The organism is Pseudomonas sp. G3-39, from assembly GCF_054790485.1.
This window is the reverse complement of record NZ_CP186497.1, coordinates 1,447,182-1,474,085: the sequence shown is the minus strand read 5'-3', so window position 1 is coordinate 1,474,085 and position 26,904 is coordinate 1,447,182. Positions and strand designations below refer to the sequence as shown.

Genomic DNA, 26,904 nt, shown 5'->3' with positions numbered 1-26,904 from the left:
CATGAGGGACGGCCAGCTTAGGACAAGAGGAGCTATTGATGAAAGCGCCCCGCGTGACCCTTGATCAATGGCGAACATTGCAGGCCGTGGTCGACCACGGTGGTTTCGCCCAGGCCGCCGAGGTTCTGCACCGTTCGCAATCGTCGGTGAGTTATACCGTCGCCCGCATGCAGGACCAGCTCGGCGTGCCGTTGCTGCGCATCGACGGACGTAAAGCGGTGCTCACCGAAGCCGGCGGCGTACTGCTGCGCCGCTCGCGACAACTGGTGAAACAGGCCAGCCAACTGGAAGACCTCGCCCACCACATGGAGCAAGGTTGGGAAGCCGAAGTGCGGCTGGTGGTCGATGCGGCTTACCCGAGCGCACGTATCGTGCGGGCGCTGACCGCGTTCATGCCGCAGAGCCGCGGCTGCCGCGTGCGTCTGCGCGAGGAGGTGTTGTCGGGGGTCGAGGAGGTCTTGCTCGAGGGCGTGGCCGATCTGGCAATCACCGGCCTGAGCATCCCCGGCTACCTCGGCGCGGAATTGAGCGACGTCGAATTTGTCGCGGTCGCCCACCCTGATCACGCGCTGCATCGGCTCAACCGCGAACTGAGCTTCCAGGACCTGGAAACCCAGATGCAGGTGGTGATTCGCGACTCCGGCCGCCAGCAACCACGCGACGTTGGCTGGCTCGGCGCCGAACAGCGCTGGACCGTCGGCAGCCTCGCCACGGCTGCCACGTTCGTCAGCAGCGGCCTGGGCTTTGCCTGGCTGCCACGGCACATGATCGAACGGGAATTGAAGGAAGGCACGCTCAAGCTGCTACCGTTGGATCAGGGTGGCAGCCGCAACCCGAGCTTCTATCTGTATTCGAACAAGGACAAACCGCTGGGCCCGGCCACACAAATCCTCATCGAACTGTTGCGCACCTTCGACACTTTGCCGCTTGACGCACCGTTCGCCGCCCCCGAGCAAGCCTGACACGGAGTTCACCGATGGCCTATTTCGAACATGAAGGTTGCAACCTGCACTACGAGGAATATGGCCACGGCACCCCGTTGCTACTGGTTCACGGACTGGGTTCGAGCACCCTGGACTGGGAAATGCAGATCCCGGCGCTGTCGGCGCACTACCGGGTGATCGTTCCGGATATACGCGGTCACGGTCGCTCGGACAAACCTCGCGAGCGCTACAGCATCGCCGGGTTCAGCACCGATCTGCTGGCGTTGATCGAACACCTGAAACTCGGCCCGGTGCATTACGTCGGGCTGTCGATGGGCGGGATGATCGGCTTTCAGTTCGGCGTCGATCAGCCGCAAATGCTGAAAAGCCTGACCATCGTCAACAGCGCCCCCGAGGTCAAACTGCGCAGCCGCGACGATTACTGGCAGTGGTTCAAGCGCTGGAGCCTGATGCGCGTGCTCAGCCTCGCGACCATTGGCAAGGCATTAGGCGGCAAACTGTTCCCGAAACCCGAGCAGGCTGATCTGCGACAGAAAATGGCCGAACGCTGGGCAAAAAACGACAAACGTGCTTATCTCGCCAGCTTCGATGCGATTGTTGGCTGGGGCGTCCAGGAACGACTTTCCCGGGTGACCTGTCCAACGCTCATCGTCACTGCCGACCGTGACTACACACCGGTAGCACTGAAAGAAACCTATGTAAAACTGCTGCCCGATGCGCGGTTGGTGGTCATCGCCGATTCGCGCCACGCCACCCCGCTCGATCAACCCGAACGCTTTAACCAAACGCTGCTGGCGTTCCTTGCCACAGCCGATACTCAATCTCAGGATCACTGACCCATGCTGAAAAAACTCGCCCTCGCCGCCGGCACCGTGCTGTTTGCTGCCAACCTGATGGCTGCCACGCCTGCAAAAGCACCGCACGTACTGCTGGACACTACCAACGGCCAGATCGAAATCGAACTGGATCCGGTCAAGGCGCCGATCAGTACCAAAAACTTTCTGGATTACGTCAACAGCGGCTTTTACACCAACACCATTTTCCATCGCGTGATCCCGGGCTTCATGGCTCAGGGCGGCGGTTTCACGCCACAGATGCAGCAGAAAGAAACCAAGGCGCCGATCAAGAACGAAGCCAGCAATGGCCTGCACAACGTTCGCGGCACCTTGTCGATGGCCCGTACCTCCAACCCTGATTCGGCCACCAGCCAGTTCTTCATCAACGTCGCCGACAACGCCTTCCTTGATCCGGGCCGTGATGCCGGTTACGCGGTATTCGCCAAAGTGGTCAAAGGCATGGACGTGGTCGACATCATCGTCAACTCGCAGACCACCACCAAACAGGGCATGCAAAACGTGCCTGTCGACCCTGTGATCATCAAGTCGGCCAAAGTCATCGACTAAGCTGTACAGGGCGTTTCGAGCGGCGCTGGCCTGAAGCCGCGCCGCTCACACCGATAAAAGGAGAGCCCGGCATCCGGGCGGTTATCTGATGCTCTATCGCCGTTTCGAACAACTGATCGACATATTCCGCGACGCCCCCACGGCCTCCCCGCCGGATCGTGTCTGGCCCTTCTATACCTATTACCTCAAGCAGGTCTGGCCGAGTTTTGCCGCCCTGCTCGTCGTCGGCCTGTTTGCCGCGTTGATCGAAGTGGCGCTGTTCAGCTACCTGAGCCGCATCATCGACCTGGCCCAGGGCACGCCCAACCCGAATTTCTTCAGCGACCACGCCCTCGAACTGACGTGGATGGTGGTGGTTGCGCTGGTGCTGCGGCCGATCTTTTTCGGCCTGCACGATCTGCTGGTGCATCAGACCCTGAGCCCGGGGATGACCAGCATGATCCGCTGGCAGAACCACAGTTACGTGCTCAAGCAGAGCCTGAATTTCTTCCAGAACGACTTCGCCGGGCGCATCGCCCAACGCATCATGCAGACCGGCAACTCGCTGCGCGATTCGGCGGTGCAAGCGGTGGATGCGCTGTGGCACGTGGTGATCTACGCGATCAGTTCGCTGGTGCTGTTCGCCGAAGCCGACTGGCGCCTGATGATCCCGCTGCTGACGTGGATCGTCGCCTACATCGGTGCGCTGTATTACTTCGTGCCACGGGTGAAAGAGCGTTCGGTGGAAGCTTCCGACGCGCGCTCGAAACTGATGGGACGGATCGTCGACGGCTACACCAACATCGCCACCCTCAAGCTGTTCGCCCACACCAACTTCGAACAGCACTACGCCAAGGAAGCCATCGAAGAACAGACGGTCAAGGCGCAGATGGCCGGCCGCGTGGTGACCAGCATGGACGTGGCGATCACCACCATGAACGGTCTGCTGATCGTTGGCACCACCGCGCTGGCGCTGTGGCTGTGGACGCAGTCGCTGATCACCGTCGGCGCGATCGCCCTGGCCACCGGTCTGGTGATTCGTATCGTCAATATGTCCGGCTGGATCATGTGGGTGGTCACCGGCATCTTCGAAAACATCGGCATGGTGCAGGACGGTCTGCAGACCATCTCGCAACCGGTCAGCGTCACTGATCGCGAGCAGGCCAAACCGCTGGCCGTGGCTCGTGGCGAAGTGCGTTTCGAGCACGTGGATTTTCACTACGGCAAGAAGAAAGGCATCATCGGCGACCTCAATCTGAACATTAAACCCGGCGAGAAAATCGGTCTGATCGGGCCATCCGGCGCCGGCAAATCGACCTTGGTCAACCTGCTGCTGCGCCTGTACGACGTCGAGGGAGGACGCATTCTGATCGACGGGCAGAACATCGCCGAAGTCGGCCAGGAAAGCCTGCGCGCACGCATCGGCATGATCACGCAGGACACCTCCCTGCTGCACCGCTCGATCCGCGACAACTTGCTGTATGGCAAGCCTGACGCCACCGACGCCGAGCTCTGGGACGCGGTGCACAAGGCTCGCGCCGACGAGTTCATTCCGCTGCTGTCGGACGCTGAGGGCCGTACCGGTTTCGACGCGCACGTCGGCGAACGCGGGGTGAAACTGTCCGGCGGTCAGCGCCAGCGCATTGCGATTGCCCGGGTGCTGCTCAAGGACGCGCCGATCCTGATCATGGACGAAGCAACCTCGGCACTCGACTCGGAAGTCGAAGCGGCGATCCAGGAAAGCCTGGAAACCCTGATGCAAGGCAAAACCGTGATCGCCATTGCTCACCGTCTCTCGACCATTGCCCGTATGGATCGGCTGGTAGTGCTGGAAAACGGCAAGATCGCCGAGAGCGGTACCCACGCCGAACTGCTGGCGCATCGCGGATTGTATGCGCGGTTATGGGCGCACCAGACCGGGGGATTTGTCGGGATCGATTGATCATTGAATCAATACAACTCCAATGTGGGAGGGGGCTTGCTCCCGAAAGCGGGGTGTCAGTACCGAACATTTGTCTGACACACCGCATTCGGGAGCAAGCCCCCTCCCACAATATATTGAGAACCGCCACAGCCCTCTAACCACGGGCTCTGGCGGTTTTTTGATGGCTGCTGGAAATCCATCCAAAGCGTGCTGTACTCAGCCAAGGTTCCAGCACGGAACCTGTCGTAAATCTGCAGGGAAGCACAACTCGATACAGTCTCGATAGCACGCCTATCAAGGACTCTCTCATGTCTCTGTTCAAACGTTCAGTTACTGAGTTGTTGGGTACGTTCTGGCTGGTTCTGGGTGGTTGTGGCAGTGCGGTGCTCGCCGCGTCTTCGCCTCTGGGCATCGGAGTGCTGGGGGTGGCCCTGGCGTTTGGTCTGACGGTGCTGACCATGGCGTTCGCCATCGGCCACATCAGCGGATGTCATCTCAATCCGGCGGTATCGGTCGGGTTGGTGGTCGGCGGACGGTTTCCAGCAAAAGAGCTACCCGCCTACATCATCGCCCAGGTGCTCGGCGGGATACTCGCCGCCGCGCTGCTCTACTACATCGCCAGCGGCAAGGAAGGTTTCGACATCGCAGCAGGTCTGGCGTCCAATGGGTACGGCGAGCACTCGCCCGGCAAATACTCGATGGCGGCAGGCTTTGTCACCGAGCTGGTGATGACCGGGATGTTCGTGATCATCATCCTCGGCGCCACCGACAAACGCGCCCCGGCGGGCCTCGCACCGATTGCCATCGGCCTGGGGCTGACGCTGATTCACCTGATCTCGATTCCGGTCACCAACACTTCGGTCAACCCGGCTCGTAGCACCGGGCCGGCGCTGATGGTCGGCGGCTGGGCGATCGCGCAGTTGTGGATGTTCTGGGTCGCGCCGCTGATTGGCGCGATAGTGGGCGGGACGATTTATCGCTGGCTGGGCAAAGAGCAATCCTGAACCCACTGGAAATCCCCTGTGGGAGGGGGCTTGCTCCCGAAGGCGTCGTGTCAGTCATAGCTACCGTACTGACACACCGCATTCGGGAGCAAGCCCCCTCCCACAGTAATAAATCAACCACGCCCGAGAATCGATGTCGGCCCCGTTTAAAGGCAAGCTCAGGCCTGGCGGTATGGCAAGGCTGTTCTGGCTTCCTCGGCGTACGCAAGGACGCCAGCACGTTCCTGTTGCAGGAAGTCTTTGACTGCGGCTTTCAGACCGGGATGACGCAGGTAGTGCCACGAGTGGGTGATCACCGGTTCAAAGCCGCGAATCAGCTTGTGCTCGCCCTGAGCGCCGGCATCAAAGCGCTGATACCCCTGAGCAATCGCATAGTCCATGCCCTGATAGAAACACGTCTCGAAATGCAGCCGGTCAAACTCGGCCAGACAGCCCCAATAGCGCCCATAGAAGCTGTCGCCCCCGACCAGACTGAAGGCCATCGCCACCGGCCGTGAACCCTGTCTGGCGAAGACCACCCGAATCGCCTCCGGCATCCGCGCAGCCAGCAGACTGAAAAACTCGCGCGTCAGGTACGGCGCCTGGCGGCGCACGGCGTAGGTGTTGGCATAGCAGGCGTAGACAAAATCCCATTGCGCCTCGTCCACCTCACGCCCTTCCAGCCATTCGAATTCGAAGCCCTGCCCCGCCACCTGCTCGCGCTCTTTACGCATTTGCTTGCGCTTGCGCGAACTGAGCGCGTCGAGAAAATCCTGGAAGTCCCGATAACCGCGATTCTGCCAGTGATACTGACAGCCGATACGTTGCAGCCAGCCCGGCTGCTCGGCCATGGCGGCATCGGTGAACGGGTCGGTGAAATTGATGTGCGCGCTGGAAAGCTCCTCGATTTCCAGATAACCCGGCAGGCTCTTGAGCAGTTCGAAACCGTCCTCGACCCGGGCGGCCAGCAAGCGTGGTCCGCTGACCGGGCTGAACGGCACCGCCGTCAGCAGTTTGGGATAGTAATCGATGCCGGCCCGGGCGCAGGCATCGGCCCAGCCGTGATCGAACACGTACTCGCCGTAGGAATGCCACTTGCGATAACTGGGCAGCGCGGCGATCAACCGACCGCCTTCAACGTGCAGCAGATGCTCGGGCTGCCAGCCGGTATGGGGTCCGACGCTACCGCTGTCTTCCAGTGCGCTGAGGAACGCATGGCGCAAAAACGGCTGGTTCTCGGGCACCAGCGCGTCCCATGTCGCCGGGGCGATTTCTGACAGGCTTTGCAGGCGTTGCAACGGCATCAACTGACTCTCCACTTCCGGGCTTCAAAGCCCCGCGAGTATCGCTTATCGCTGCCCTTTGCACACGAGCAATCGGACGACAGTGCTCTAGCTCAATAGTTCACGAGGACTTTGTATCGTCATCGACATGACATCACTTAGCCACTGCTCTGTCATAAACCATCGCGATACTCGCTCCTGTTTTTAGAGCGCCGGGGTCTACCCGGACACTGTTTTCCGACGTACGCGTCGGTGTGCCCCGGATGGTTCTGCCATCCCTCTCATCTTCGGAGATTGCTATGCGTCTTGCTTCCACGAAAACTGCGGCGGCCTTGTGCGGTGGCCTGTTGCTGGCCATGAGCGTTCCGGCCAGTGCTGCAGTCGACGCCAAACTGCTCGACATGCTCAAGGCCAACGGTTCCATTTCCCAGGCGCAGTACATCGAACTGCAAACTGAACTGGCCAAGGATCAGAAGGCTCAGCAAATCGCGCAGCAGGCGCAGCAAGAGACCAACGAGCAAATCGCGGCAACCGCGAAGAAAACCAACGAGCTGAGCTCCTTCGACCAGAAACTCGCCTGGGCCGCCAAGACCCAGTTCAAGGGTGACGTACGTATTCGTCAGGAGACCGTCAAGATCGACGGCGAATCCAACAACGGCGGCCGAGACAAGGATCGCCAGCGCATCCGCGCACGTCTGGGGGCTTACACCGAGATCAACCCGCAAGTCGACACCGGCATCCGTATTGCCACCGGCGGCGGCGACGATGCCCGTTCGACCAACCAGGACATGGACAACTACTTCGACAAGAAGCAGATCTGGCTCGACCTCGGCTACATCGACTACCACCCCGATGCCATCAAGAACCTGCACGTGATCGGCGGCAAGATGCTGCAACCGTGGGTCAGCATGGGCGACGTGATCTGGGACAGCGACATCAACCCGGAAGGTCTGGCCGTCACCTACAAATATCCACTGGGCAGCAGCGCCGAACTGTTCGGCAGCCTGGGTAACTACACCCTCAAAGACAACGTCGACGGCGAAGGCGTGCAATTCCGTCACGACCTGCGTCTGACTGCCGGGCAGTTGGGCAGCCGCTTCAGCATCACCGACAACCTGAAACTGACCCTGGGCGGCAGCGTCTACGCCTACCAGAACGACGAAGACAGCCGCTGCACCGGGACATCCACACCGTGCGCGCTGTCGGTCAACGGCAACTCGGCCAACAACGAGTTCCGCCTGTACGAAGGTTTCAGCCAGATCGACATTGGCGGTCTGCCGATGCCGCTGTCGTTCTACGGTCAATACGTGAAGAACAACGATGCCGTGACCGACGCCGATACCGCGTGGCTGGTCGGCGCCAAGTCGAAAGTCTTCGGTCTGAACCTGGATTACAACTATCGTGACGTACAGCGTGACGCCGTGGTCGGCGCGTTCACCGACTCCGACTTCGCCAACGGCACCACCGGTTCCCGTGGGCACAAGTTCAAGGTCGGTTACGACATCGACAAGAACTTCGCCATCGGCGCCACGTACTTCCTGACCAAGGCCGACTTCTCCAGCCGTACCCAGCGTGACGCAGACACCAACACTCTGCAGCTGGATGCGGAAGCCAAGTTCTAAAACGCGTCACCCTCTAGCCTGACGCGGGCGAGACGATCCCCATCATCCGTTCGTGTCGACCGCGCCGGGCTATTTCTGCAGGAAGCAAAAAAACCTGTAGGAGCTGCCGCAGGCTGCGATCTTTTGATCTTCAAAACAAGATCAAAAGATCGCAGCCTGCGGCAGCTCCTACAGGAGATTATCCTTGCGGCGTTGCTCGGCCAGGCGTTCGGCCAGCGCGTCCACACCCTCATCCGGCTTCTCAGGCAGAGCCTTCAACGTGGCCTGCATCAAACGCATCTGACGAATGAACCGCCGACAGTTGGGGCAGAACATCAGGTGATGGCGCACCAGCAGTTTCTCGCGAAAGCTCAATTGGCCATCGAGATAATCGCTGGAGCGCGCTACTTGTTCCTTGCAGGTCAGCATTCGCCGGTCTCCTCAAAATGCTCCACCGTGGCGAAGACTTTCAGCCGCGCCCGATGCAGCAGCACACGGACATTGGAGAGCGAGATCTCCAGAAGATTACAGATCTCTTCCAGCTCCAGGCCCTGACGCTCGCGTAGCAGCAACACGCTGCTTTGCAGTTCCGACAGACTGAGCAAGGTGTGCTCCAGGCAGTCACGCAACTCGCTTTCGGTGAGCAAGGCTTCCGGGGTGTCCTGATGCCAGGCGAATGGCGCCACCAGCCAATGGCCGTCACCGGGCGAAAAACGGTCGTCATCGATGGTGCCGTGGGGTGACGGCAGATCATCCATCAACACTTCGCGGCGGTTTTGTTTGTAGCGGCTCTTGGCCGAGTTGGCGGTGATGGTCAGCAGCCAGGTCTTGAGACTGGAACGACCCTCGAAGCTGCCGATGTGGCGCACCACCGAAAGCCAGGCGTCCTGCACCACTTCTTCGACATGGCGCTGGCCGACGATGGCATACGCCACGGCGCGCATGGCGCTCTGGTAGGTGCTGACCAGCTCCTTGAAAGCCTTTTGCTCACCCGCGAGCAGACGTTCGAGCAGTTGGGTGTCGTCGGTTGCGGCCATGCACGCCTCGTTTTCAGATGGTCGAAAGCAAAAGATCGCAGCCTGCGGCAGCTCCTACAGAGATCAGTGTAGGAGCTGCCGCAGGCTGCGATCTTTTCAGGCGCACTCAGCGCTTGCGCAGAATCACGCTGCCGATCGAGTAACCGGCGCCGAACGAGCTCAATACCGCCAGCGATCCACTGGCCAGATCGTCCTGATATTTGTGAAAGGCAATCACCGAGCCGGCAGAGCTGGTGTTGGCGTAGGTGTCGAGAATCACCGGGGCTTCTTCTTCAGTGGCTTCACGGCCCAGCAGCTTGCGCACGATCAGGTGGTTCATGCTCAGGTTGGCCTGGTGCAGCCAGAAGCGCTTGACGTCGCCGACGTTGAGTTTGTTCTCCTCCAGGTGCTCACCGATCAGCTCGGCGACCATCGGGCAGACGTCCTTGAACACCTTGCGACCTTCCTGCACGAACAGCTTATCGCGGGCGCCGATGCCCTCTTCCGCGGCGCGGTTGAGGAAGCCGAAGTTGTTGCGGATGTTGTTGGAGAACTTGGTCAGCAGTTTGGTGCTGACCACGTCGAACTGGTACTTGGACGTCGCCAGGTCAGCGCGCTCGATGATCACCGCCGTCGCGGCGTCACCGAAGATGAAGTGGCTGTCGCGGTCACGGAAGTTCAGGTGACCGGTGCAGACTTCCGGGTTGACCATCAGAATCGCCCGGGCCTGGCCCAGTTGCACGCTGTTGGCCGCGGCCTGAATGCCGAAGGTCGCCGAGGAGCAGGCGACGTTCATGTCGAAACCGAAACCCTGAATGCCCAGTGCTTCCTGGACTTCGATGGCGATGGCCGGGTAGGCGCGTTGCAGATTGGAGCAGGCAACGATCACGCCGTCGATGTCGGCGGCGGTCTTGCCGGCACGTTGCAGCGCCTGTTCAGCGGCGCCGATGGCCATCTGGCACAGCACCGACCATTCGTCGTTGGAACGCTCCGGCAGGCGCGGGGCCATGCGCGCAGGATCAAGGATGCCGTCCTTGTCCATGACAAAGCGGCTCTTGATGCCCGAGGCTTTTTCGATGAATGCAGCACTGGATTCGGTCAGCGCCTGGACTTCACCGCTGGCGATGGCGTCGGCGTTGTCGGCGTTGAACTGCGCGACGTAGGTATTGAAAGACTGCACCAGCTCTTCGTTGGAGATGCTGTTGGCCGGGGTGTACAGGCCGGTGCCGCTGATGACGACGTTATGCATGGTCGTTTCTCTAATCTGTTCAGGCAGAAAGCGCTGGCACCGACGTACCAACACACAAAGGGTCTATTCCCGTCCGGGGACGCTGACCTGGCATCTTTTAGTCCGATCCGCGAACTCGCCAAAGGCTCTGGGTCGCGAAAACGGCATTTATGGTCGCGAAGTTTGCCATAAACCCAAGGTTTTGGCGCCTTTCTCAAGCACCACCCCATTTCCCTGTAGGAGTGAGCCTGCTCGCGATTGCGGTGTGTCAGTCAGTATTACGGTGACTGACACACCGCAATCGCGAGCAGGCTCACTCCTACAAGGGATTGTGTAAGGCTCACTGTCAGGCCTCGACCTGACTCCACTGCTTGCTCAGCCGCTTGTCCGAGATCGGCACTTTCGTTCCCAACTGCTGGGCGAACAGCGACACGCGGTATTCCTCCAGCCACCAACGGTACAGTTCAAGCTGCGGATCGCGTTTGCCTTCCTGGGCATGCTTGGCGGCGCGGGTCTGGTATTGCGCCCAGAGGCCGGCCAGTTCACCGCTCCAGACTCGATCCTTCTGCACCTGCGCGCCGAGCTTCTCGAAACGCTGCTCGACCGCCTTCAGATAACGCGGCAACTCCTTGAGCCATTGCATCGGTGTTTCCCGGACGAAACCCGGATACACCAGATGGCTGATTTGCTGCTTGATGTCATTCAGCGCCACAGCCTGCGCCAGATCGATCTTGCCCTTGAAGCGTTTTTGCAGGCTGTGCCACAGCTTGAGAATCTCCAGCGTCAACCGCGCGACGCGCTCGGCGTGTTCGGTCCAGCTGCCGCGTTTGCGTTCGGCCAATGCCGCCAGCCCGGCGCCATCACGGGGCAACGGGTCTTCGCCTTCCAGAATGCAGCTGTCGAGACTGGCCAGCAGAATGTCTTCGACCAGCGCATCCACTCGGCCCAGCTCGCGATAGAGCAGGCCCAACTCGGTGATACCCGGCAGTTTGCTGCGCAGGAACTTCGCCGGCTCCGCCAGTTGCTGCAGCAGCAGCCGCTGCAAGGCGCGGCGATGCTGGAACTCGGCTTCGGCCGGGGTCGAGAACCGCCCTTCCTTGACCGTGCCGCCCTCTTCCACCAGCGCCGGATAGACCGTCATCGACAATCCGGCAATCTTCTGCTGGGTCTTTTCCGCCACCGGGGCGAAGACCTTGGCCTCCACCGGTTGCTGACTTTTCGCACTCTGCGGCACGGCCAAAGCCGCCTGGCTGGCTTCGGCAAAACGCGCGGTCAGCTCGGCCAGGTCGCGGCCCTCGCCGAGGAACTTGCCCTGGCCGTCGACGATTTCCAGGTTCATCCGCAGATGGCTTTCGACCTGCTGCGCGGCTTCCGCCCATGCTTCATCGCTGACGCGCGCACCGGTCATGCGCAGCAACTCGCGACCGAGCGCTTGCGGCAATGAGCCTTCAGCGAAGGTCATGCGCTGCAACGCCGCCTTGATGAAATCCGGCACCGGCACGAAGTTCTTGCGCAAGGCTTTCGGCAGATTGCGCACCAGCGCAATGCACTTGGCCTCGATCAGCCCCGGCACCAGCCATTCCAGACGTTCCGGTGGCAGCATCGGCAGCAGCGGTGCCGGCACGCGCAGGGTCACGCCGTCGCGCGGGTGATTGGGTTCGAAGTGATAACTGAGCGCCAGTTCCAGATCACCGATGTGCAGCGTGTCCGGGTAGTCGCGCGCGGTGACCTCACTGGCCTCGCGGGCCAGCACGTCTTCTTCGCGCATGATCAGCAATTGCGGGTCTTTCTGGCTGTTGACCCGATACCAGCTGTCGAACGTCGCGGTCTGATGAATCTCCGCCGGCAAGCGCGCATCGTAGAACGCGTACAGGGTTTCTTCGTCAGCGAGAATGTCGCGGCGCCGAGCCTTGGCTTCCAGCTCGTCGAGCTGTTCGAGCAACTGCTTGTTGGCGGTCAGGCACTTGGCTTTCGACTGAATCTCGCCACGCACCAGACCTTCACGGATAAACAGCTCACGCGAGACCACCGGATCCACCGGGCCGTAATGCACCGGGCGGCGACCGACCACGATCAGCCCGAACAGGGTGATCTGCTCGTAGGCCACGACCTGGCCGCGCTTCTTCTCCCAGTGCGGTTCGAAATGGTTTTTCTTGATCAGGTGCCCGGCCAGCGGCTCGATCCAGTCGGCATCGATTTTGGCGACCATGCGCGCGTAGAGTTTGGTGGTTTCCACCAGTTCGGCGGTCATCAGCCACTGCGGACGCTTCTTGCCGATGCCCGACGACGGGTGAATCCAGAAGCGCCGCTGACGGGCGCCGAGGTAATCACCGTCCTCGGTTTTCTGGCCGATCTGGCTGAGCAGGCCGACCAGCACGGCTTTGTGCAGTTTCGGGTAATCCGCCGGTTCCTTGTTGAGGCTCAGCTGCATGTCGCGGCAGATCAGGCTCAACTGGCGATGAGAGTCACGCCACTCGCGCAGACGCAGATAATTGAGGAAATTCTTCCGGCACCAGTTGCGCAGCGGACTGGCGGTCAGCGCCTGGCGTTGCTCTTCAAAACCGCGCCACAGATTGACCAGCCCGGCGAAGTCGGAGTCGGTGTCTTTCCATTGTGCGTGGGCCTGATCGGCTGCTTGCTGACGCTCCGGCGGACGCTCGCGCGGGTCTTGAATCGACATGGCGCTGGCGACGATCAGCACTTCCTGCAGGCTGCCGAGTTTTGCCGCTTCGAGCAGCATGCGGCCCATGCGCGGGTCCACCGGCAGACGTGCCAACTGGCGCCCGAGCGGAGTCAGCTGACTGTTGCGGTCCACCGCCGAGAGTTCTTGCAGCAGGTTGAAACCGTCGCTGATCGCCTTGCCGTCCGGCGGCTCGATGAACGGGAACGCGGTGATCTCACCGAGGCGCAGGTGCAGCATCTGCAAGATCACGGCGGCGAGGTTGGTGCGCAGAATTTCCGGATCGGTGAACTCCGGGCGGCCGAGGAAATCTTCCTCGCTGTACAGACGCACGCAGATCCCCGGTTCAACCCGGCCGCAACGACCTTTACGCTGATTGGCGCTGGCCTGGGAAATCGCTTCGATCGGCAGGCGCTGAACTTTGGCGCGATAGCTGTAGCGACTGATGCGCGCGGTGCCGCTGTCGATCACGTAACGGATGCCCGGCACGGTCAGCGAGGTCTCGGCAACGTTGGTCGCCAGCACTACGCGGCGCCCCGGGTGCGACTGGAAAATCCGCTGCTGTTCGGCCGGCGACAGGCGCGCGTACAGCGGCAGGATTTCCGTGTGTTTGAGCTGGGCCTTGCGCAGCATGTCGGCGGCATCGCGGATCTCGCGCTCGCCGGGCAGGAACACCAGCACATCGCCGGGACTGCGGCGTTCGCTGCGCTCGTAGGCGGCAATTTCGTCGAGGGTGGCGAGGATCGCCTGATCCACGGTCAGGTCGTCTTCGACACGGTTGCCCTCTTCGTCTTGCTCCAGGGTCAGCGGGCGATACCAGGTGTCCACCGGGAAGGTGCGACCGGACACCTCGACAATCGGCGCATCGTCGAAATGTTTGGAGAAGCGCTCCAGATCGATGGTCGCCGAAGTGATGATGACCTTCAGATCCGGGCGACGCGGCAGCAGGGTTTTCAGGTAACCGAGCAGGAAGTCGATGTTCAGGCTGCGTTCGTGGGCTTCGTCGACGATGATCGTGTCGTAGCGCTCGAGGTAGCGGTCGTTCTGGGTTTCCGCCAGCAGGATGCCGTCGGTCATCAGTTTGATCAGGGTGTTGGAATCGCTCTGATCTTCAAAGCGCACCTGATAGCCGACCAGCGAACCGAGCGGTGTGCCGAGCTCTTCGGCCACCCGACTAGCGACACTGCGCGCAGCGATTCGGCGTGGCTGGGTGTGGCCGATCAAGCCATGCTGGCCGCGACCGATTTCCAGACAGATTTTCGGCAACTGGGTGGTTTTACCCGAGCCGGTTTCGCCAGCGATGATCAGCACTTGATGCTTCTCCAGCGCTGCCTTGATTTCGTCGCGCTTGGCGGCGATCGGCAGGCTGTCGTCGTAACGAATCACTGGCAGGCTGGCACGGCGCGCCAGCACCTGATCACAGGACGCCTGCATGCGCGCCACCCACTGGGCCAGTTTGGCCTCGTCGGGTTTCTTACGCAGCTCGAGCAACTGCCGCCGCAGCCGGTGACGGTCGGCGAGCATGGCGTGATCGAGGTTTTTCAGCAGTTTGTCGATGGAGGGCGATTCGTCGGTCATCGGGTACGCAATTCGGTCGTCTGTTTATGCAGGGGGCCGATTGTCGCAGATTTGCATCACTGAACACGACTGCGAGGTGCTCTTGTGGCGAGGGGATTTATCCCCGATCGGCTGCGCAGCAGTCGCCGACCGGATATAAAAGTTGATCTGAAGCGTTTGAGTTGAATGGTTTTTGGGGGGCTTCGCACCCCATCGGGGATAAATCCCCTCGCCACAATGTGTTCACTTGGCAGTTATTCGTTATCGAGGCCCTTGCGGCGGTAGGGGAATACGTCGATGACTTTGCCGGCGCGAATCGCCTCTTGCAAACCCTTCCAGTAATCGGCGTTGTACAACTCGCCATGCAGTTGATCGAACAGTTTGCGCTGCCCGGCATCGGCAAACAGAAACGGCGGAAACTCTTCCGGGAACACATCCAGCGGCCCGATCGAGTACCACGGTTCGGAAGCCATTTCGTCCTCGGGGGTGCGCGGCGCGGGGATGTGGCGGAAGTTGGCTTCGGTCAGGAAGCAGATCTCGTCGTAGTCGTAGAACACCACTCGGCCGTGACGAGTGACGCCGAAGTTCTTCAGCAACATGTCGCCGGGAAAGATGTTGGCCGCCGCCAGTTGTTTGATCGCCAGGCCGTAATCCTCCAGTGCCTCGCGCACCTGTGCTTCATTGGCGTTTTCCAGATAGAGGTTGAGCGGGGTCATGCGGCGTTCGGTCCAGCAGTGGCGGATCAGCACCGTGTCGCCCTCGACCGAGACCGTCGACGGCGCGACCTCGAGCAGCTCTTCCAGACACGCCGGATCGAACTTGCTCAGCGGAAAACGGAAGTCGGCGAACTCCTGGGTATCGGCCATGCGCCCGACCCGGTCGACACTTTTCACCAGACGATATTTTTCGATCACCGTCGCCCGGTCGACGTTTTTCGACGGTGAGAAACGGTCCTTGATGATCTTGAATACGGTGTTGAAGCCCGGCAGCGTAAACACGCTCATGACCATGCCGCGCACACCGGGGGCCATGATGAACTGGTCGTCGGTGTTGGCCAGATGATTGATCAGCGCCCGGTAGAATTCGGATTTGCCGTGCTTGTAGAAACCGATCGAGGTGTACAGCTCGGCGATGTGCTTACCCGGCAGAATGCGCCGCAGGAAGCCGATGAACTCCGCCGGCACCGGCACATCGACCATGAAATACGAACGGGTGAAGGAGAAGATGATCGACACATCGGCTTCGTCGGTGATCAGCGCGTCGATCTGAATCCCCCGGCCTTCGCGGTGCAGCAATGGAATCACCAGCGGCCACTGCTCGTCGCGGGTGTAGATACGCCCGACCAGATACGCGCCCTTGTTGCGGTACAACACCGAGGAAAACAGCTCGACGCTCAGCTCCGGGTCCTTGCACACCCAGTCCGGCAGGTTCTCGCGCAGTTGCGACTCGAGGCGCTGCAGGTCGCCGGGCAAATCGGCGTAATCCTCGCTGAAGCGGTAGTCGGCAAAGATGCTCGCGAGCATCGATGACAACTGCCCTTGCGGCTTGTAGGTGCGGGTTTGCGCAGCCCGGGCGCGGCGCAGGCTCGGCCGCGTGGTGTGGATGAACATGCAGCCGTCGCTGATCAGGTCGTGACTGAACAGCCCGCAGAAAATCGAGTTGTACCAGGTCTCGGACAGTTCATCGTCGAAGCGCAGGTCGATGACACTGATGTAAGCACTTTTCACCAACGGCCAACTGCCGACATTCATCAGCGTCTCGTCGTCGAAATGCTCGCGCAGGCGGGCGATGGTTTCGCCGACCTTTTCTTCGTAGAGATTGATCCGCGCCGCCGACGCGGTCTGCGTCTCCTGCCAGCGCGCCTGCTCGAAGCGCTCGCGCGCACCGTCGGTGATCCGCCGGAAGTGCTCGCGGTAATCGTCAAAGCCATCGAGGATCATGCGGGCGATGTCGGTGGCTGGCCATTGCTGCGGCATAGAGGAGACCTCGGCGTGCAAGTGGAAATCTGTGCCTGAGCTTAGCCACGGATGCGTGCGCAGGAGAAGTGCAATTTCTGCCAAAAGCGCGGCAGGGTTGTACAGCGACACAGTTTTTATCAAAGTTTTTTGAGTCGACCGTTCGGTCAATTAACCGCCCTGCCGGTTTCGCCTGACGCACCGCGCCAGCCCGCGAATTCTCTGGGACTCGGATCCAATCCTGCCCCACCGCTCTGGCTCGCGGTTTTACCGCTGCGTTCCCGCCTGTCGATGAAAGAGAAGAACTGCTCACAGATTGGTCTTACCAAAATAGTGGCACTTTGATATACAGCCCGCCAGTACCCGCCTCACAACAAGATCCTCGGCCCACGGGGACGACCTCTTCCTCATAGATCAAGGAGCACATTGATGTCTATCCGCAATCTGCGCATCGGTTTGCGCGCCAGTTTGAGTTTTGCCGTATTGGCCGCCCTGCTGGTGGTGGTCGGCCTGTTCGGCCTGGGCCAGATGAAAAATCTGCGTGAGAGCGCAACGGTGATCGAGGAATCGTGGATGCCCAGCATCGAGAGCATTCACGATGCGGCGGCGAACATCGCCAACATCCGCCTCGAATCCCTGCGCCTGATCACCAGCACCCAGCCGGCGGTACGCGACACAAGCAAAGGCATCATCAAGGTGCAGCGCGAAGAATTGTCCAAGCGCCTTAAGGATCACACCGCTCTGCTGGCCAGCGATGCGGAACGGGCGATGCTCGACGGTTTGAATGGCGACGTCGCCAAGTACATGAGCATCCTGGACCAGATCATCGCTCAGATCGACGCCGGGCAAAGTGAACAGGCCTATGCCCGTCTGAACAATGAACTGGCGCCACAGGGCCGGATCCTCGACAAAGCGCTGGAGCAGATGATCAGCTTCAACCAGCAAGGCGCCGACAGCGCCGCCGAAGCTGCTGCCGGGGTTTATCAGCAGGCGCTGTGGATTGTCGCGTCGATCATCGTTGTCGCCCTGATCGCTACCCTGCTGCTGGCCTGGCTGCTGACCCGCAGCATCACCGCACCGATCAATCAGGCCCTGTCCGTCGCGCAAAAAATTGCCGCCGGCGACCTCAGCGGCCAGATTGCCGATCACGGTAGCGATGAGGCGGCGCAGTTGCTCAGCGCCCTCGCCGAGATGCAGAACAACCTGCGCTCGACCATCCGTGGCATCAGCGAATCGGCGCAGCAACTGGCCTCCGCCGCCGAAGAAATGAGCTCGGTGATGGAGCAAAGCACCCGTGGCCTGCAACAGCAGAACGATCAGATCGAACAGGCCGCCACCGCCGTCACCGAGATGAGCACGGCGGTGGATGAAGTTGCGGCCAACGCGGTGTCCAGCGCCGAGGCCTCCGAAGCCTCGAACGAGGACAGCAAACACGGGCATGTGCAGGTCAGCGAGACCATCAACTCGATTCAGGAACTGGTCAGCGCGGTGCTCGGTGCGTCGGAACAGGCCGAAGGCCTCGCCACTCAGGCTCAGGACATCAGCAAGGTGCTCGAGGTGATTCGCGGCATCGCCGGGAAAACCAACCTGCTGGCGCTCAACGCCGCCATCGAAGCGGCGCGCGCGGGTGAGGCCGGACGCGGTTTTGCGGTGGTCGCCGATGAAGTGCGTTCGCTGGCGCAACGCACGCAGAACTCCACCGAAGAAATCGAGCTGATGATCAGCAGTATCCAACAAGGCACCGGTGCCACCGTCGGAGCGCTGCAAAGCAGTGCCGAGCAAGCCAGCCACACACTCCGCCGGGCGAACAGTGCCGGTCAGGCACTGGAGAAAATCACCGCGTCGATCTCGCAGATCAACCAGCGCAACCTGGTGATCGCCAGTGCCGCCGAGCAGCAAGCGCTGGTGGCGCGTGAGGTTGATCAGAATCTGGTGACCATCCGCGATCTCTCGACCCAGACCGCCGCCGGCGCTACCCAGACCTCCGCTGCCAGTCAGGAACTGTCGCGCCTGGCGATCGACCTCAACGGCCTGGTGACGCGCTTCGTGCTCTGAATGAAAAATTAAATGCCCGATTGGCGGTTGCCATCGACAGGGCGCTCGGCAACACTCTCGTCCCGATCAAGGAAGGAGTGCCATCGTGAGCGCTGTCGATATTTTCCGCATGCTGTCGCTGGCAGCCATCTGGGGCGCGAGCTTCCTGTTCATGCGCATTATTGCGCCGGTGATCGGCACCATTCCGACCGCGTTCTTTCGGGTGTCGATTGCTGCCGTCGGTCTGCTGGTGATTCTCGGGCTGATGCGCATCAGCTGGGATTTCAAGGGCAAACTGAAAACCGTGATGTTGCTGGGCGTTATCAACTCGGGGATTCCGGCGACGTTGTATTCGGTGGCGGCGCAAGTGTTGCCGGCCGGTTACTCGGCGATCTTCAACGCCACCACGCCGTTGATGGGCGTGTTGATTGGCGGGCTGTTTTTCAGCGAAAAACTCACTGTCGCGAAACTGACCGGGGTGTTTCTCGGCTTGTTCGGTGTCGGTGTGCTGACGCGCGCAGGTCCGGTCGCGTTCGATCTGCAATTGCTGATGGGCGCCCTCGCCTGCCTGCTCGCTACCACTTGCTACGGCTTCGCCGGGTTCCTCACGCGGCGCTGGCTGGATCACAGCGGCGGGCTCGACAGTCGTCTCTCCGCCGTGGGCAGCATGCTCGGCGCCTCGCTGTTTCTGTTGCCACTGTTCGGCTACAGCGTGATCACCGCCCCTCCGGCAAGCTGGGGTGGGTGGAATGTCTGGCTGTCGCTGCTGGGCCTGGGTCTGGGCTGCACGGCGTTCGCCTACATCATCTATTTCCGCCTGCTCAGCTCCATCGGCCCGGTCAAATCGATGACCGTGACCTTCATGATTCCGGCGTTCGGCGTGTTGTGGGGCGCATTGTTGCTGGATGAACCGCTGTCGATGGCGCACCTGTATGGCGGGGTGTTGATTGCGCTGGCGTTGTGGCTGGTGTTGAAGCCGGCGGTGGTGAAGCCCGCTGCCGCAACAGTCCGCTGATTTTGCGGCGTTAACAAGTCAGTCTTCGCGAGCAAGCCCGCTCCCACAGAAGGAATGCATTCCAATTGTGGGAGCGGGCTTGCTCGCGAAGAGGCCGGCCCAGACACTGAAAATGTCTGGGGCAGCCTGAAGGTTTTCAAGCAGTTTTACGGAACACAAACGCCAGCCCGACGATGATCAACAGCATCCCCAGCACACTCAACGCCGCCAGACGATTGCCGAAAATCAGGTAATCCATCACCGCCGTCACCGCCGGCACCAGATAGAACAGACTGGTGACATTCACCAGATTGCCCCGGGCGATCAGGCGATAGAGCAACAGTGTCGCCAGCACCGACACCACCAGTCCCATCCACAACACCGGCACGATGAAACCCGTGCTCTGTTCAAAGTGGAACGGCTGAAATGGCACAAATATCCCGCACAACAACAGCCCGGCCAAATACTGCACCGGCAATGTGCCGAGGGGATTGTCGGTGATGCGTTTCTGCATGATCGAGCCCACCGTCATGCTCGCCAGCGCCAACAGACCGAACAGCATCCCTGCCCAGGACATCCCCGCCAGTCCGATCCCCTGATAAACCACCATGATCAGCCCGGCCAGCCCCAGCGCCAGACCGAACATCCGGCTCGCCGAGCGCTGCCGCTCTATCAACACGACAGTGAGGATCGGCTGTACGCCCATGATGGTCGCCATCACCCCCGGCGTGACTCTGGTGTTAAGGGCCAGCAGATAGAAAATCTGATACGCCCCCAACAACACCACGCCCGTTGCAATCGCAAACAGCATCGGCCGACCGCCCTTGGGCAGCTTCAACTTGAGCAGCGGCGTCAACAGCAGCAGCCCGCACAGCGCGATCACAAAGCGCATCAGCAGAAAGGCAAAGGGCGAAGCGTGGGCCAGCCCCCATTTGGAGAAGATCGCCCCGCTGCTCCACAGTAGAACGAACAGGCTCGTGGACGTCGCCGCGAGCGCGGATTTTTTCGAAAGGACAAACATGAATACCACCTGTAGTCAGGCAAACAGCCAACTCAGCCGAGGCTGAAATTCAGTAGGTTTTTCTGGCGGGCGCAGGGGTCAGCAAAGAATGCCGATCAGCCCGAAACGCCAACGCCCGGCGGTGATACGACGGCGCACACCGGCGTGCTACTGACAGGTGGAGGGTAATGACTGATCTGCCCAGGCTGCTGATTCCCGCACGGCACGACGCCAGCGTTGACCGCTGAATCGACTACCGCGTTGATGAGGGATGCAGGCATTGGGGCTGATCTTTTTTGAAGGGTTTGGAGAGTGAATCAGATGATTCACGAGCGCCGACTATAACCAGCGTGGGACATGGATTGCAATGATTTGGACAAAGGGCCAGCAGGGACAGCTCGATGGCAGGCGCATAGGCTGATGAGCCACGGATAGGCCCATTGATGGGGAGACAGGGAATGCTCGGGATCACATGCCAAGGGAACGGACGAATTTGCGGTATCAGTTGTACAAGTCGCAGGCCAGGAAACAGGCAAGCATCGCCAAAGCTCTATTGCAGCTACCAGCGCGACAAGACTTGTCGAAAGTACGCTTCGAACCCATCGACGCCATAGCACTGAGCGCGTTCGAGCTCTGGGAGAATCCACTTTTTTGCTGGCGAGAGGTTGCCGCATGGAAATCACGAGAACCCCTGTCCCTGGATATCGCGATCTGGTTCGAAGAACAGCTCTGCGGACTGTGCTTCGTCAATCCGAACAAAAGCCGCCAACGTATTCGAATCGTACGATTGGAAGGGCGACCCGGAGATTCTCACCCGCTGAAAAATCGTATCGGGACCTTGGCAATGATGGTCATCGATGAGTTCGCCCAAATAGTCGGCAGCAAGTTCATTGAAGTCCAGGAGCCAATGCAGGGAGCAATTCCTGTTTATACAAAGCTCGGCTTCAAATTTGATTTGGAAGGTCGTCTTGTCCTCGCAGTGGAGAGTAAAGTATCGTGAAAACAGTTCAAGTAATGATCAATGAGGGAGGGAGCATGCGCAAATCAGTCAAGAAATCCCCCGCTAAGAAAAGATCAATCAAAACAGAAGAAAAGATTGTGTCATCCGGGCTATCAGCCAATCAGCAGCGCTTTCTGCAGTTACTGATTACAGGCATTGAAGACGAACCCAACGTTCTCGCCGGGCGCCGCTGACTCACAGACAATAAAAAACCGCTCACAAGGAGCGGTTTTTTCATTTCAAGATCCGGCTTCAACCAAACAGCCAATACCCCAGCAACGTCAACACTACCACTGCCAATACCGGACGCAGGATGCGGTAGGCCTTGGGATTGCGGCGTTTCCACTGTTTGACCACGCCGCTGAACCGGTCGCTGAAGTTCTTGCTCCAGGCGTAGGCCTGGTTGATGCCGCCGACACGTTCATCATCAAGGTTCTGCGGCGCGGTGGCGCGGCCCAGCCAAGCGCTGATGGCGCGGTTGATGCGGGTCATCAGGCGATTGCTCAGCGGGCGTTCGACATCACAGAACAGGATGACGCGGGTCTGTTCGGTTTCGTTCTTGACCCAGTGCACGTAGGTCTCATCGAACATCACGTCTTCACCGTCGCGCCAGGCGTAGACCTGACCATCAACGAAGATCCGGCAATCGTCGGAGTTTGGTGTCGACAGGCCCAGGTGATAACGCAGCGAGCCGGCAAACGGGTCACGGTGCGGGTTCAGATGGCTGCCACCTGGCAACAGCGCGAACATCGCGCCTTTGACGTTAGGGATCGCACTGACCAGCGCCACAGTCTTCGGGCACAGGGTTTCGGCCGACGGCAGCGGTTTGTCGTACCACTTGAGGTAGAAACGCTTCCAGCCCTTCTTGAAGAACGAGCCGAAACCGGCGTCATTGTTCTTTTCGGCGGCGCGGATGTAGCCCTCGTCGAACAGGTGCATGGCCTCGTCGCGAATGGTTTCCCAGTTATCGCGCAGCACATCCAGTTCCGGAAACTTGCTGCGATCCAGATATGGCTTGGACGGAACGCCGGAGAACAGGTACATCAGCGCGTTGTACGGGGCGAACAGCGCCGAGTGGTTGACGAACTGGCGCAGAACCGGCAAACGCGCCTTGCCGCGCAAATGCACATAGAGGATGCTGCCCACAAACAGCAGCAGCACCAATACCTTGGCGGCTAACGAAAAGGTCATCAACGACTCCTTGAATAAAGACAACGCTGCGCAATGCCCTATAGCCGGCATGGCAGCCGGCCATGATAAACACTACCGGCCTCGGGAAAAACCCGCTGAACCCAAGATTCAGTGTTAAGAATTGCGCAACAAAGCATTTATTAGCATAACGATCCTGAACCCTGGCTGATCTGAGTCAATTCGACTACTGCTGATTCTCCTGCTCGGTGAACAGATCGCTGAACAGCATGCTCGACAGATAGCGTTCACCGGAGTCCGGCAAAATCACCACGATGGTCTTGCCCTGCATTTCAGGCTTCTCGGCTAAACGCACTGCCACGGCCATGGCCGCGCCGCAAGAGATACCGCACAAAATCCCTTCTTCCTGCATCAGGCGCAGCGCCATGGCCTTGGACTCGTCGTCAGTGACCTGCTCCACCCGGTCGACCATCGACAGATCGAGGTTCTTCGGCACGAAACCCGCGCCAATCCCCTGAATCTTGTGTGGGCTCGGCTTGATCTCTTCACCCGCCAGCGCCTGGCTGATGACCGGCGAAGACACCGGCTCCACTGCCACCGACAGAATCGGTTTGCCCTGGGTATTCTTGATATACCGCGAAACGCCGGTGATGGTTCCGCCGGTCCCGACGCCAGCCACCAGCACATCGACGGCGCCATCGGTGTCGTTCCAGATTTCCGGGCCGGTGGTTTTTTCGTGGATCGCCGGGTTGGCCGGGTTATCGAACTGCGACGGCATGAAGTATTTGCCGGTGTCGCTGGCAACAATTTCGGCAGCCTTCTCGATCGCGCCTTTCATGCCCTTGGCCGGTTCGGTCAGGACCAGCTCTGCGCCGAGGGCCTTGAGCACCTTGCGCCGCTCGATACTCATTGATGCCGGCATGGTCAGCATCAATTTGTAACCACGGGCGGCGGCGACGAAGGCCAGACCGATGCCGGTATTGCCCGACGTCGGTTCGACGATGGTCATGCCCGGCTTGAGTTTGCCGCTGCTTTCGGCGTCCCAGATCATGTTCGCGCCGATCCGGCACTTGACCGAATAACCGGGGTTGCGCCCCTCGATCTTGGCCAGAATGGTCACGCCGCGCGGCGCGATGCGGTTGATCTGCACCAGCGGCGTGTTGCCGATGGAATGGGCGTTGTCAGCGAAAATACGGCTCATGGCTGGGTCCTTATGCAGCGTTGAATTCAGCCTTTCAAGGTATGCCTGTTGCCGGGCGCAGTCCAGTCGGGTCGAACGTCTGCGCCGCGCCACAGTCAATCGCTTACATCGTTCGGGAATTGTTGTCATGAAGCGTCGTTATAGCTGGCCAATAGGGATTTTTGCCGTCGTGGTTGTGCTGCTGATCGCCCTGCACATCGCCCTGCCCTACGTGGTGCGCGATTACCTGAACGGCAAACTGGCCGACATGGGTGACTACCGCGGCCAGGTCACCGACGTCGATCTGGCCCTGTGGCGCGGCGCCTACCGGATCAACGGCCTGAAGATCGTCAAGGTCGACGGCAAGGTGCCGGTGCCGTTTGTCAACGCGCCCGTGATCGATCTGGCGGTCAGCTGGCATTCGCTGTGGTACGACCATGCCGTGGTGGCGCAGGTGCAATTCTTCAATCCCGAGATCAACTTCGTCGATGGCGGCCCCAACAAGCAGAACTCGCAGACTGGTAAAGGCACCGACTGGCGGGCGCAACTGGGCAAGTTGCTGCCGATCACTCTCGACGAGGTGCAGATCCACGACGGCAAGATCACTTTCCGCAATTTCAACTCCAAACCGCCGGTCAACATGAACGCCAGCAACGTCGAGGCGAGCATCTACAACCTGACCAACGTGGTCGACAAACAGGGCAAGCGCGATGCCCGCTTCGAAGGCAAGGCCAAGCTGCTCGGCCACGCACCACTGGAAACCACGGCCACTTTCGATCCGCTGAGCAATTTTGAGGACTTCCAGTTCCGCCTGCGCGCCCGCGACATCGAACTCAAGCGCATGAACGACTTCGCCTCGGCCTACGGCAAGTTCGACTTCAACGCCGGCCACGGCGACGTGGTCATCGAAGCCCAGGCGAAAAAAGCCCAGGTCACTGGCTACATCAAACCGCTGCTGCGCGACGTCGAAGTGTTCAACTGGCAGCAGGACGTGGAGAACAAGGACAAGAGCATCTTCCGCTCAGTCTGGGAGGCCATCGTCGGCGGCACGGAAACCGTGCTGAAGAACCAGGCCAAGAATCAGTTCGCCACCAAGGTCGAACTCAGTGGCAACGTGCATCAGCAAAACATCAGTGCGTTCGAAGCGTTTTTGCAGATTTTGCGTAATGGCTTCATTCAGGCTTTCAATGCGCGGTATGAGCGGCCGAAGCCGGATGCGGGCTAATTCTTACGATTAACGACATATCGACCAGATTCTTCAGCCGCCAGCGTGGACTTTTGCTGCAATGAGTCCCAACCAAGACAAGCCAAGGCTAATGACCTTGGCACCGCCTCCCGCCCATTACTGTATCGGCTGATGCTGCGGGCACTGACACCCAGCGCCTCGGCTGCCTGATTCAGTGAGAGTCCGGTACGTGCACGCCAATCGATGAAAATCCGAGTGTTTTCATCGACAGTGTTTTGGGCCAGCGCATCCATATAAAGCGTGTCTGCGCCAATCTGTATATCGGGCTCAAGCCATTCGACCGTCCAGCCATTGTCGTCAAGGGTCGCAGCCGCAAACACTTCGGGATCAAGCAATGGTTGCAGACCTGGATAAGCGTGGATGTCTCGGCTCAGGTCAAGGGTCAGATCCTGACCATCAATAAAGGTCAGTTTCAATCGAAAACCTGACAGTGCCTGCACAGCCGTCAGACGAGGCCTTTTCATGGGTAACATCGTTTCCAGTCCTCCAGCAGTTGCACTTGATGAGCCGCAACCCAAGCCAGCGCTTCCTTGATAATCAGCGGCGGTGCCTTGCCCGTCATGACTTCGACGGTTTCAAGGCTCAGCATCACGTCCACTCCGCCACCGATAAAGTGGACATGGGGTGGCGGGTGATCCTTCTCACGTAACTGAATGCGGTATTTGTCGCGAAATCGGTATTTAGTCGTCATGCCCGACAGGCTATCGCCAGATCGGCGATACCTGAATACTGGCCTCTGGCCGAAACTGAGTCAACATGTGACGCCCCATTCAGAGACTGAATAAGCCGTCTGCGTTCACAGTCGACCGGGCTGCGCGTTATAGTCGGGGCATCCGATTTTTTCGCCCCCGCCCTGCCCGTGCAGGTCGGCGTTACCGTTCGAGGATTAGCAGATGAAGTTCGAAGGCACCCAGGCCTACGTCGCCACCGATGACCTGAAGCTGGCGGTCAATGCCGCCATCACCCTGGAGCGGCCACTGCTGGTCAAGGGCGAACCGGGCACCGGCAAGACCATGCTCGCCGAGCAACTGGCCGAATCGTTCGGCGCCAAGCTGATCACCTGGCACATCAAGTCCACCACCAAGGCCCATCAGGGTCTGTACGAGTACGATGCGGTCAGCCGTCTGCGCGACTCGCAACTGGGCAACGAAAAAGTCCACGATGTGCGCAACTACCTGAAGAAAGGCAAGCTCTGGGAGGCGTTCGAGTCCGAAGAACGGGTGATTCTGCTGATCGACGAAATCGACAAGGCCGACATCGAGTTCCCCAACGACTTGCTGCAAGAACTCGACAAGATGGAGTTCTACGTTTACGAGATCGACGAGACCATCAAGGCCAAGAAGCGCCCGATCATCATCATTACCTCGAACAACGAGAAAGAGCTGCCGGACGCCTTCCTGCGCCGTTGCTTCTTCCACTACATCGCCTTCCCCGACCGTAACACTTTGCAGAAAATCGTCGACGTGCACTACCCGGACATCAAGAAGGATCTGGTCAGCGAAGCGCTGGACGTGTTCTTCGACGTGCGCAAGGTGCCGGGCCTGAAGAAGAAGCCGTCGACCTCCGAATTGGTCGACTGGCTGAAGCTGCTGATGGCCGACAACATCGGCGAAGCAGTGCTGCGCGAGCGCGATCCGACCAAGGCCATTCCGCCATTGGCCGGTGCGCTGGTGAAGAACGAGCAGGATGTGCAGTTGCTTGAGCGCCTGGCGTTCATGAGCCGTCGCGGTTCTCGCTAAGAGGCTGAT

General features: G+C 60.0%; 23 protein-coding genes. 12 read left to right on the top strand and 11 right to left on the bottom strand.

Going from position 1 to position 26,904, the window contains the following annotated elements; genetic code table 11:
• Positions 1 to 38: 38 nt before the first annotated feature.
• The 5 genes from ACOYXG_RS06735 to aqpZ all read left to right on the top strand — a co-directional run bounded on the left by ACOYXG_RS06735 (position 39) and on the right by aqpZ (position 5,254).
• A complete protein-coding gene (locus ACOYXG_RS06735) occupies positions 39 to 962 on the top strand; it encodes a LysR family transcriptional regulator (protein WP_027614550.1) in 924 nt (307 codons plus the stop codon).
• A gap of 14 nt (positions 963 to 976) precedes the next feature.
• A complete protein-coding gene (locus ACOYXG_RS06730) occupies positions 977 to 1,780 on the top strand; it encodes an alpha/beta fold hydrolase (protein ID WP_460356630.1) in 804 nt (267 codons plus the stop codon).
• A 3-nt stretch (positions 1,781 to 1,783) separates the two neighbouring features.
• On the top strand, positions 1,784 to 2,347 hold the full coding sequence (locus ACOYXG_RS06725) for a peptidylprolyl isomerase (RefSeq protein WP_095138580.1): 564 nt from the start codon (positions 1,784 to 1,786) through the stop codon (positions 2,345 to 2,347).
• Positions 2,348 to 2,435: 88 nt separating this feature from the next.
• On the top strand, positions 2,436 to 4,268 hold the full coding sequence (locus tag ACOYXG_RS06720) for an ABC transporter ATP-binding protein (RefSeq protein ID WP_027614547.1): 1,833 nt from the start codon (positions 2,436 to 2,438) through the stop codon (positions 4,266 to 4,268).
• Positions 4,269 to 4,558: 290 nt separating this feature from the next.
• On the top strand, positions 4,559 to 5,254 hold the full coding sequence (gene aqpZ / locus ACOYXG_RS06715) for an aquaporin Z (RefSeq protein ID WP_027614546.1): 696 nt from the start codon (positions 4,559 to 4,561) through the stop codon (positions 5,252 to 5,254).
• A gap of 158 nt (positions 5,255 to 5,412) precedes the next feature.
• On the opposite strand, the gene ACOYXG_RS06710 is transcribed toward aqpZ, so the two are convergent.
• Positions 5,413 to 6,537, bottom strand: a complete 1,125-nt coding sequence (locus ACOYXG_RS06710; RefSeq protein WP_460356624.1) for a GNAT family N-acetyltransferase — start codon at positions 6,535 to 6,537, stop codon at positions 5,413 to 5,415.
• Between the two features lie 278 nt (positions 6,538 to 6,815).
• Here ACOYXG_RS06710 and ACOYXG_RS06705 point away from each other — a divergent pair, with 278 nt between their 5' ends.
• On the top strand, positions 6,816 to 8,138 hold the full coding sequence (locus ACOYXG_RS06705) for a putative porin (protein WP_097086729.1): 1,323 nt from the start codon (positions 6,816 to 6,818) through the stop codon (positions 8,136 to 8,138).
• Between the two features lie 168 nt (positions 8,139 to 8,306).
• Here the strand turns inward: ACOYXG_RS06705 and ACOYXG_RS06700 are convergent, their stop codons facing one another.
• The 5 genes from ACOYXG_RS06700 to aceK form a co-directional block, all read right to left on the bottom strand.
• A complete protein-coding gene (locus tag ACOYXG_RS06700) occupies positions 8,307 to 8,546 on the bottom strand; it encodes an anti-sigma factor family protein (RefSeq protein WP_460356621.1) in 240 nt (79 codons plus the stop codon).
• Positions 8,540 to 9,154 (bottom strand): RNA polymerase sigma factor, encoded by a 615-nt coding sequence (locus tag ACOYXG_RS06695; RefSeq protein ID WP_003222662.1) that lies wholly within the window; start codon positions 9,152 to 9,154, stop codon positions 8,540 to 8,542. The genes ACOYXG_RS06700 and ACOYXG_RS06695 overlap by 7 nt, the downstream gene beginning before the upstream one ends.
• A 106-nt stretch (positions 9,155 to 9,260) precedes the next feature.
• The gene (locus tag ACOYXG_RS06690; protein ID WP_007969627.1) at positions 9,261 to 10,382 is read right to left on the bottom strand and encodes a beta-ketoacyl-ACP synthase III; all 1,122 of its coding nucleotides are present in this window, start codon (positions 10,380 to 10,382) and stop codon (positions 9,261 to 9,263) included.
• 325 nt (positions 10,383 to 10,707) lie between these two features.
• Positions 10,708 to 14,619: an ATP-dependent RNA helicase HrpA gene (gene hrpA / locus ACOYXG_RS06685; protein WP_460356617.1), complete on the bottom strand. Its 3,912-nt coding sequence runs from the start codon at positions 14,617 to 14,619 to the stop codon at positions 10,708 to 10,710.
• A 233-nt stretch (positions 14,620 to 14,852) separates the two neighbouring features.
• Positions 14,853 to 16,574 (bottom strand): bifunctional isocitrate dehydrogenase kinase/phosphatase, encoded by a 1,722-nt coding sequence (gene aceK, locus ACOYXG_RS06680; protein WP_095138571.1) that lies wholly within the window; start codon positions 16,572 to 16,574, stop codon positions 14,853 to 14,855.
• Between the two features lie 408 nt (positions 16,575 to 16,982).
• Here aceK and ACOYXG_RS06675 point away from each other — a divergent pair, with 408 nt between their 5' ends.
• Positions 16,983 to 18,608, top strand: a complete 1,626-nt coding sequence (locus tag ACOYXG_RS06675) for a methyl-accepting chemotaxis protein (RefSeq protein WP_460356614.1) — start codon at positions 16,983 to 16,985, stop codon at positions 18,606 to 18,608.
• An 85-nt stretch (positions 18,609 to 18,693) separates the two neighbouring features.
• Positions 18,694 to 19,602 (top strand): DMT family transporter, encoded by a 909-nt coding sequence (locus tag ACOYXG_RS06670; RefSeq protein ID WP_115988002.1) that lies wholly within the window; start codon positions 18,694 to 18,696, stop codon positions 19,600 to 19,602.
• A 136-nt stretch (positions 19,603 to 19,738) separates the two neighbouring features.
• On the opposite strand, the gene ACOYXG_RS06665 is transcribed toward ACOYXG_RS06670, so the two are convergent.
• Complete coding sequence (locus ACOYXG_RS06665) at positions 19,739 to 20,602, bottom strand: DMT family transporter (protein ID WP_098967708.1); 864 nt, start codon at positions 20,600 to 20,602, stop codon at positions 19,739 to 19,741.
• Between the two features lie 451 nt (positions 20,603 to 21,053).
• Between ACOYXG_RS06665 and ACOYXG_RS06660 the strand changes: the two genes are divergently transcribed.
• Together ACOYXG_RS06660 and ACOYXG_RS06655 are read left to right on the top strand one after the other, a co-directional pair.
• The gene (locus ACOYXG_RS06660; protein WP_027614537.1) at positions 21,054 to 21,581 is read left to right on the top strand and encodes an N-acetyltransferase; all 528 of its coding nucleotides are present in this window, start codon (positions 21,054 to 21,056) and stop codon (positions 21,579 to 21,581) included.
• A gap of 35 nt (positions 21,582 to 21,616) precedes the next feature.
• Positions 21,617 to 21,775, top strand: a complete 159-nt coding sequence (locus tag ACOYXG_RS06655) for a hypothetical protein (protein ID WP_167734099.1) — start codon at positions 21,617 to 21,619, stop codon at positions 21,773 to 21,775.
• A gap of 58 nt (positions 21,776 to 21,833) precedes the next feature.
• Here the strand turns inward: ACOYXG_RS06655 and ACOYXG_RS06650 are convergent, their stop codons facing one another.
• Both ACOYXG_RS06650 and cysK read right to left on the bottom strand, forming a co-directional pair.
• Entirely contained in the window at positions 21,834 to 22,772 is a 939-nt protein-coding gene (locus tag ACOYXG_RS06650; RefSeq protein WP_027614536.1) for an aspartyl/asparaginyl beta-hydroxylase domain-containing protein, read from the bottom strand.
• Between the two features lie 184 nt (positions 22,773 to 22,956).
• On the bottom strand, positions 22,957 to 23,931 hold the full coding sequence (gene cysK, locus ACOYXG_RS06645; RefSeq protein ID WP_041070300.1) for a cysteine synthase A: 975 nt from the start codon (positions 23,929 to 23,931) through the stop codon (positions 22,957 to 22,959).
• 127 nt (positions 23,932 to 24,058) lie between these two features.
• Between cysK and ACOYXG_RS06640 the strand changes: the two genes are divergently transcribed.
• Positions 24,059 to 25,135, top strand: a complete 1,077-nt coding sequence (locus ACOYXG_RS06640) for an AsmA family protein (RefSeq protein WP_098967705.1) — start codon at positions 24,059 to 24,061, stop codon at positions 25,133 to 25,135.
• Here the strand turns inward: ACOYXG_RS06640 and ACOYXG_RS06635 are convergent.
• Both ACOYXG_RS06635 and ACOYXG_RS06630 read right to left on the bottom strand, forming a co-directional pair.
• Positions 25,132 to 25,629 (bottom strand): helix-turn-helix domain-containing protein, encoded by a 498-nt coding sequence (locus ACOYXG_RS06635; RefSeq protein WP_041070304.1) that lies wholly within the window; start codon positions 25,627 to 25,629, stop codon positions 25,132 to 25,134. The two genes, ACOYXG_RS06640 and ACOYXG_RS06635, sit on opposite strands and share 4 nt — an antisense overlap.
• Positions 25,617 to 25,847 carry a DUF4160 domain-containing protein gene (locus tag ACOYXG_RS06630; RefSeq protein WP_460356607.1) on the bottom strand — a complete coding sequence of 77 codons (231 nt, stop codon included), beginning with the start codon at positions 25,845 to 25,847 and terminating at the stop codon, positions 25,617 to 25,619. The genes ACOYXG_RS06635 and ACOYXG_RS06630 overlap by 13 nt, the downstream gene beginning before the upstream one ends.
• 202 nt (positions 25,848 to 26,049) lie before the next feature.
• On the opposite strand from ACOYXG_RS06630, the gene ACOYXG_RS06625 reads away from it, so the two are divergent.
• Positions 26,050 to 26,895 (top strand): AAA family ATPase, encoded by an 846-nt coding sequence (locus tag ACOYXG_RS06625; protein ID WP_098967703.1) that lies wholly within the window; start codon positions 26,050 to 26,052, stop codon positions 26,893 to 26,895.
• The last annotated feature ends 9 nt before the right edge of the window (positions 26,896 to 26,904 follow it).

Excerpts from the sequence above, each read along its gene's own strand:
- ACOYXG_RS06735 (WP_027614550.1), top strand. The coding sequence starts at position 39 with ATGAAAGCGCCCCGCGTGACCCTTGATCAATGGCGAACATTGCAGGCC.
- ACOYXG_RS06730 (WP_460356630.1), top strand. The coding sequence starts at position 977 with ATGGCCTATTTCGAACATGAAGGTTGCAACCTGCACTACGAGGAATAT.
- ACOYXG_RS06725 (WP_095138580.1), top strand. The coding sequence starts at position 1,784 with ATGCTGAAAAAACTCGCCCTCGCCGCCGGCACCGTGCTGTTTGCTGCC.
- ACOYXG_RS06720 (WP_027614547.1), top strand. The coding sequence starts at position 2,436 with ATGCTCTATCGCCGTTTCGAACAACTGATCGACATATTCCGCGACGCC.
- aqpZ (WP_027614546.1), top strand. The coding sequence starts at position 4,559 with ATGTCTCTGTTCAAACGTTCAGTTACTGAGTTGTTGGGTACGTTCTGG.
- ACOYXG_RS06710 (WP_460356624.1), bottom strand. The coding sequence starts at position 6,537 with ATGCCGTTGCAACGCCTGCAAAGCCTGTCAGAAATCGCCCCGGCGACA.
- ACOYXG_RS06705 (WP_097086729.1), top strand. The coding sequence starts at position 6,816 with ATGCGTCTTGCTTCCACGAAAACTGCGGCGGCCTTGTGCGGTGGCCTG.
- ACOYXG_RS06700 (WP_460356621.1), bottom strand. The coding sequence starts at position 8,546 with ATGCTGACCTGCAAGGAACAAGTAGCGCGCTCCAGCGATTATCTCGAT.
- ACOYXG_RS06695 (WP_003222662.1), bottom strand. The coding sequence starts at position 9,154 with ATGGCCGCAACCGACGACACCCAACTGCTCGAACGTCTGCTCGCGGGT.
- ACOYXG_RS06690 (WP_007969627.1), bottom strand. The coding sequence starts at position 10,382 with ATGCATAACGTCGTCATCAGCGGCACCGGCCTGTACACCCCGGCCAAC.
- hrpA (WP_460356617.1), bottom strand. The coding sequence starts at position 14,619 with ATGACCGACGAATCGCCCTCCATCGACAAACTGCTGAAAAACCTCGAT.
- aceK (WP_095138571.1), bottom strand. The coding sequence starts at position 16,574 with ATGCCGCAGCAATGGCCAGCCACCGACATCGCCCGCATGATCCTCGAT.
- ACOYXG_RS06675 (WP_460356614.1), top strand. The coding sequence starts at position 16,983 with ATGTCTATCCGCAATCTGCGCATCGGTTTGCGCGCCAGTTTGAGTTTT.
- ACOYXG_RS06665 (WP_098967708.1), bottom strand. The coding sequence starts at position 20,602 with ATGTTTGTCCTTTCGAAAAAATCCGCGCTCGCGGCGACGTCCACGAGC.
- ACOYXG_RS06660 (WP_027614537.1), top strand. The coding sequence starts at position 21,054 with ATGCCAAGGGAACGGACGAATTTGCGGTATCAGTTGTACAAGTCGCAG.
- ACOYXG_RS06655 (WP_167734099.1), top strand. The coding sequence starts at position 21,617 with ATGCGCAAATCAGTCAAGAAATCCCCCGCTAAGAAAAGATCAATCAAA.
- ACOYXG_RS06650 (WP_027614536.1), bottom strand. The coding sequence starts at position 22,772 with ATGACCTTTTCGTTAGCCGCCAAGGTATTGGTGCTGCTGCTGTTTGTG.
- cysK (WP_041070300.1), bottom strand. The coding sequence starts at position 23,931 with ATGAGCCGTATTTTCGCTGACAACGCCCATTCCATCGGCAACACGCCG.
- ACOYXG_RS06640 (WP_098967705.1), top strand. The coding sequence starts at position 24,059 with ATGAAGCGTCGTTATAGCTGGCCAATAGGGATTTTTGCCGTCGTGGTT.
- ACOYXG_RS06635 (WP_041070304.1), bottom strand. The coding sequence starts at position 25,629 with ATGTTACCCATGAAAAGGCCTCGTCTGACGGCTGTGCAGGCACTGTCA.
- ACOYXG_RS06630 (WP_460356607.1), bottom strand. The coding sequence starts at position 25,847 with ATGACGACTAAATACCGATTTCGCGACAAATACCGCATTCAGTTACGT.
- ACOYXG_RS06625 (WP_098967703.1), top strand. The coding sequence starts at position 26,050 with ATGAAGTTCGAAGGCACCCAGGCCTACGTCGCCACCGATGACCTGAAG.